At 71.1% G+C, this 5,129-nt stretch carries 5 protein-coding genes; 3 read left to right on the forward strand and 2 right to left on the reverse strand.

Features of this window, described 5'->3' with window-relative positions:
- Nucleotides 1-87 precede the first annotated feature (87 nt).
- Complete coding sequence (locus ACFTZL_RS40580) at nucleotides 88-1,284, reverse strand: cytochrome P450 (RefSeq protein WP_382594294.1); 1,197 nt, start codon at nucleotides 1,282-1,284, stop codon at nucleotides 88-90.
- A gap of 369 nt (nucleotides 1,285-1,653) precedes the next feature.
- Here ACFTZL_RS40580 and ACFTZL_RS40585 point away from each other — a divergent pair, with 369 nt between their 5' ends.
- Both ACFTZL_RS40585 and ACFTZL_RS40590 read left to right on the forward strand, forming a co-directional pair.
- Nucleotides 1,654-2,286 (forward strand): LysE/ArgO family amino acid transporter, encoded by a 633-nt coding sequence (locus tag ACFTZL_RS40585; protein WP_382594297.1) that lies wholly within the window; start codon nucleotides 1,654-1,656, stop codon nucleotides 2,284-2,286.
- A 75-nt stretch (nucleotides 2,287-2,361) separates the two neighbouring features.
- Entirely contained in the window at nucleotides 2,362-2,811 is a 450-nt protein-coding gene (locus ACFTZL_RS40590) for a nitroreductase family deazaflavin-dependent oxidoreductase (protein WP_382594300.1), read from the forward strand.
- Nucleotides 2,812-2,905: 94 nt separating this feature from the next.
- Here the strand turns inward: ACFTZL_RS40590 and ACFTZL_RS40595 are convergent, their stop codons facing one another.
- Nucleotides 2,906-3,826, reverse strand: a complete 921-nt coding sequence (locus ACFTZL_RS40595) for a cation diffusion facilitator family transporter (protein ID WP_382594303.1) — start codon at nucleotides 3,824-3,826, stop codon at nucleotides 2,906-2,908.
- Between the two features lie 179 nt (nucleotides 3,827-4,005).
- Here ACFTZL_RS40595 and ACFTZL_RS40600 point away from each other — a divergent pair, with 179 nt between their 5' ends.
- Nucleotides 4,006-5,028, forward strand: a complete 1,023-nt coding sequence (locus ACFTZL_RS40600) for a glutathione S-transferase family protein (RefSeq protein WP_382594306.1) — start codon at nucleotides 4,006-4,008, stop codon at nucleotides 5,026-5,028.
- Nucleotides 5,029-5,129: the final 101 nt, after the last annotated feature.

Consider the following 5,129-nt stretch of genomic DNA (forward strand, 5'->3'; position numbering starts at 1 on the left):
GCCTCCGGGGCGGTCAGGGCGCACTGGCCGGCGCCGATGCAGACGTCCGTGTCGATGTCGATGTCGATGTGCATGTACGGAAGCCTCTTACCAGGTCACGGGGAGTTCCAGCATCCCCTGGATCGTGTCGCCCGGCTTGAAGGGGATCTCGTCGGCCGGGGCGGCGAGGCGCAGGTCGGGCAGCCGGGCGAAGAGGGTGTGCAGGGCGATCTCCAGTTCGACGCGGGCGAGGTTCTGGCCGAGGCACTGGTGGATGCCGAAGCCGAACGCGACATGGTGACGGGCCGGGCGGTTCCAGTCGAGCGTGTCCGGCTCGGGGTAGACCGTCTCGTCGCGGTTGATGACGGAGGTCGCGAAGACCACGCCGTCACCCTTGCGGATCGTCGTCCCGGCCACCTCGATGTCCTCGACGGCCAGGCGCAGCATGCCGTCCGCGATCGACAGCATCCGCATCAGCTCCTCGACCGCGGTCGGCAGCAGCCGCGGGTCCGCGCGCAGTTCGGCGAGCCGCTCGGGGTGCTGGAGCAGGGTGAAGGTGCCGAGCGAGATCATGTTGGCGGTCGTCTCGTGGCCCGCGATCAGCAGGATGAGAGCCATGGCGATCAGGCCCTCGCGGTCGAGTGCGCCCTCGTCCAGTTGCCGGTGGACCAGGTCGTCCAGCAGACCGGTGCCCCGCTGCTTCTGCTTGCGGTCGAGCAACTCGCCGAAGTACGCCTCCAGCCGGTCGCGGGCGTCCAGCACGTCGGCGGTCTCCGGGCCGCGCAGCAGTCGTCGCGACTGGGTCTCGAAGAAGTCGTGGTCGGAGTACGGGACGCCGAGCAGGGCGCAGATCACCATGGACGGCACAGGCAGCGCGAAGGCGGTCACCAGGTCCACGGGCGGGCCCTGGGTCATCATCGCGTCGAGCCGTTCGTCGACGATCTGCTGGATGCGTGGCCGGAGTTCGACGGCCCGCTTGAGGGTGAAGTCCCCGACGACCATGCGCCGCTGGGTGCGGTGCTCGGGGTCGTCGACACCCAGCAGGGCCGTTCTGCGGTTGCGGATCCCGGCGAACCGCTTGGTCGGGGAGGGGAAGCCGGGCCGGTCGCGGTTGGACGACAGGCGCGGGTCGGCCAGCAGCGCGCGGGCGATCGCGTGCCCGCTGACCAGCCAGGCCTCGCTGCCGTCGAAGAGGGTGATGCGGGTGAGGGGGCGCTCGGCGCGCAGCGAGTCGTAGGCGGCGGGCGGGTGGTAGGGGCAGGTCCGGCTCTGAGGGAAGGCGACGGGTGCGGTCGTGTCCGTCATGAAGACCTCGCAGACGAGTAGTGCGTCGTGCCGATCATCATTAGATGCCCCGGGCACCTATAAGGCGACGCGAAGTTCGGCCAGATCGGTGGCGGCTGCAAACATGGCCGGAGAATGCCGTCTTCACGTTCGAAGGCCGGGGTCGGGGGCTGTGGCGTGCGAACAGGGCCCTTGCCGGGAGCCGGGGGCTCCTGGGAAGTCATGGCGGCGATTCGAAAACCGGTTGTCGATGCGGCGGAAAAGGCCCCAGGATCCAGCCATGCCTACGCTCGAGGTCCTTCCGCCGTCGCTGCCGCTGTCCGTCGCCGCTCCTGCCGCGCGCCGACAGCAGCGGTCCGGCCGCCGTGGAGGGCCGACGCCGCCGCGATCATGACGGCCGCGCTTGTCGCGGGGCTGCTCGCCGGGTACGGCATCGCCGTACCCGTGGGCGCGGTCGGGACCTACCTCGTCTCCCTCACCGCCCGCACGTCCCTGCGTACCGGTGTCTGCGCCGCGCTCGGCGTCGCCACCGCCGACGGTCTGTACGCCCTCGCCGCCACGCTCGGGGGCACGGCCCTGGCCGCCGCGCTGCGGCCGGTGCTCGGGCCGCTGCGCTGGGTCTGTGTCCTGGTGCTGCTCGGGCTGGCGGTGTGGGGCGCGGTCACCGCCCTGCGCGCGTACCGCGGCCACCGGCTCGCCACCCGGACGGCCCCCGCTCCCCCGGGTCCCGCCCGGGCCTACGCCGCACTGCTCGGCATCACCCTGCTCAATCCCACCACCGTGATCTACTTCGCGGCGCTCGTGCTCGGCTCCCGGGCCACGGGTCCGGCCGGGCCGGTGGAGCAGGGTGTGTTCGTCCTGGCCGCCTTCGCCGCCTCCGCGAGCTGGCAGGTGCTGCTCGCCGGGAGCGGTGCCCTGCTGGGCCGGGCGCTGACCGGTCACCGGGGCCGGCTGGCGACGGCGCTGGTGGCGAGTGGAGTGATGACGGCGCTGGCCGTCCGGATGGCGGTTTCTCCAGGATGATTCCCGGGTGTACCGGTGTTGAGGGCTGGTATCAGTTACCAGTCGGCCTCTGACACGACGATGGGACGGATCGCGATGCCTCTCGAAGGCGAGTACGAACCCAGCACGACGCAGTGGGTGCGCAAGCAGGTGGAACTGTACGAGAGCTCCGGCGGTACGGAGGGGACGACGCTGCAGGGCTCCAAGATGCCGGTCGTCGTCCTGACCTCACGGGGCGCCAAGAGCGGCAAGCTGCGCAAGACACCGGTGATGCGGGTGGAACACGAGGGGCGTTACGCCGCGGTGGCCTCCCTCGGCGGGTCTCCCAAGCACCCGGTCTGGTACTTCAACCTCAAGTCCGACCCGCACGTGGAGCTCCAGGACGGGCCTCGGAAGCAGGACATGACCGCCCGTGAGGTCACGGGCGAGGAGAAGTCCGAGTGGTGGGACCGGGCCGTCGCGGCGTACCCGGCGTACGCGGATTACCAGAAGAAGACGGACCGGGAGATTCCGTTGTTCGTGCTGGAGCCGGCACAGGGCGGGTGACGCAGAGCCGGCCCGCCCGAGCCCCCGGCGGAAGCCACCGGCAGAAAAGTTTCGCCCGGTGTGCATGAAGCGTCGGCGGCGGGGCACGCGTGGTTCAGGCCCCGCCGCGTTCCCCCGTCGCGGCGGGGCTTTCTGCTGCCTCTCGGGCGCGGCGGTCCGTGACGTCGAGGAAGATCTGCTGCGCCTCGGGCACCGTCCGGGCGATGGAGCGCTTGATGCGGACGGCGACGTCCTCGACGTGCTCGCTGTCCAGGCCGGGCACCAGGTCGACGCGGGCGGCCACGAGGGCCGAGTCGAGGCCCGTCTTCATCGTGAACAGTGCCTCCACACTGTCGATCTCGGGCTGTGCCCGCAGCAGCGCGTGGATCCGCCCGCTCGCCTCCGGGTCGGCCGCCTCGCCGATCAGCTGGTCGCGCGCGTCGCGGCCCAGCCGGAAGGCGACGTAGACCAGCAGCGCGCCGATCGCGAGTGAGGCGGACGCCTCCCACACCACCTGGCCGGTGACCATGTGCAGTGCCATGCCGGCCATGGCCAGCGTGACGCCCAGCACCGCGGTGCCGTCCTCGGCGACGACCGTCCGCAGGGCCGGGTCGCGCAGCCCGGCGCGCATGCCGCCCTGCCCGCGCACCTGGTACAGGGCGCGCAACAAGGAGCCGCCCTCCGCGAGGAGGGCGATGCCGAGCACGATCAGGCCGGCGACATAGCCGCCGAGTTTCTCCTCCGATCCGCTCGCGAGGGCCTCGAAGCCCTGGAAGAACGAGAAGCAGCCGCCCATGACGAAGATCCCGACCGCCGCGAGGAGCGACCAGAAGAACCGCTCCTTGCCGTAGCCGAAGGGATGACGCCGGTCGGCGGGGCGGCGGCTGCGGCGCAGAGCCGCCAGCAAGAAGACCTCGTTCAGGCTGTCGGCCACCGAGTGGGCCGCCTCCGACAGCAGGGCGGGTGACCCCGCCAGCAGACCGCCGACGGCCTTGGCGACCGCGATCACCAGGTTGGCCGCGAGCGCCACCAGCACGGTGACGCGTGTCCTCCGATCAGATCCTTGTTCAGTCACCTACGCCGATTGCCCGGCTCGGCGGTGCTCACACCGTGCCGTCGGCGGAAAAAGGGGAACGCGTTCACCAGGGCACACGCACGACCGGCAGGGCCCGCGCACGACGAGCGGGCCACACGTACGGCAAGGAGGTCACCCGCATGAGCCGCGACGACGGCGACGGCAACAGCGCCTACGGCAGGAGGTCGTTCACACGGTCCAAGGCGCATTTCGCGGACCGGATCACGACGGACGGCCGGGACGGCTGGCCGGTGGAGGCAGGCCGCTACCGTCTGGTCGTCAGCCGCGCCTGCCCGTGGGCGAGCCGCACGCTGGTCTCCCGGCGGCTGCTCGGCCTGGAGGACGCGCTGTCCCTGGCCGTCGCCGACCCGATCCAGGACGACCGCAGCTGGCGCTTCACGCTGGACGAGGACGGCCGCGACCCGGTCCTCGGCATCCGCTACCTCGGCGAGGCCTACGACCGGCGCGAGAGCGACTACCCCGGCGGTGTCAGTGTGCCGGCGATCGTGGACGTGCCCAGCGGGAAGCTGGTCACCAACGACTACCAGCAGCTCACGCTCGACCTCGCGACCGAATGGACGGCCCTGCACCGGGAGGGCGCGCCCGACCTGTACCCGGACACGCTGCGCGACGAGATCGACGAGGTGATGGCGGACGTCTACCAGGACGTCAACAACGGCGTGTACCGGGCGGGGTTCGCCACCGGGCAGGAGGAGTACGAGACCGCCTGCGCGGGCGTGTTCCGGCGGCTGGAGCTGCTCGCGAAGCGGCTTGAGGCGCAGCGGTATCTCGTCGGCGACACGATCACCGAGGCGGACATCCGGCTGTTCACCACGCTGGTCCGCTTCGACGCGGTCTACCACGGCCACTTCAAGTGCAACCGCTGGAAGCTGACGGAGAACCAGGTGCTGTGGGCGTACGTCCGTGACCTCTACCAGACGCCGGGGTTCGGCGACACCGTCGACTTCGACCACATCAAGCGCCACTACTACCAGGTGCACACGGGCATCAACCCGACCCGCGTCGTGCCGCTGGGCCCGGACCTGTCCGGCTGGCAGGCCCCGCACCACCGTGAGGAACTGGGCGGCCGGCCCTTCGGCGACGGCACGCCGCCGGGGCCGGTCCGCGCCGAGGAGCGGGTCCCGGCCGCGCACACCCCCTGACCACTCCCACCCACCCCTGAGCGACCAAGGAGATCCCCGTGGCCAAGAAGAAGAAAATGCCCCTCGCCTACCAGCCCCTCGGGTTCGTGCTGGGCTGGTCG

Origin of the sequence: Streptomyces sp. NPDC056948 (assembly GCF_042674225.1) — a bacterium.
In the GTDB taxonomy this organism is placed as follows: domain Bacteria; phylum Actinomycetota; class Actinomycetes; order Streptomycetales; family Streptomycetaceae; genus Streptomyces; species Streptomyces purpurascens.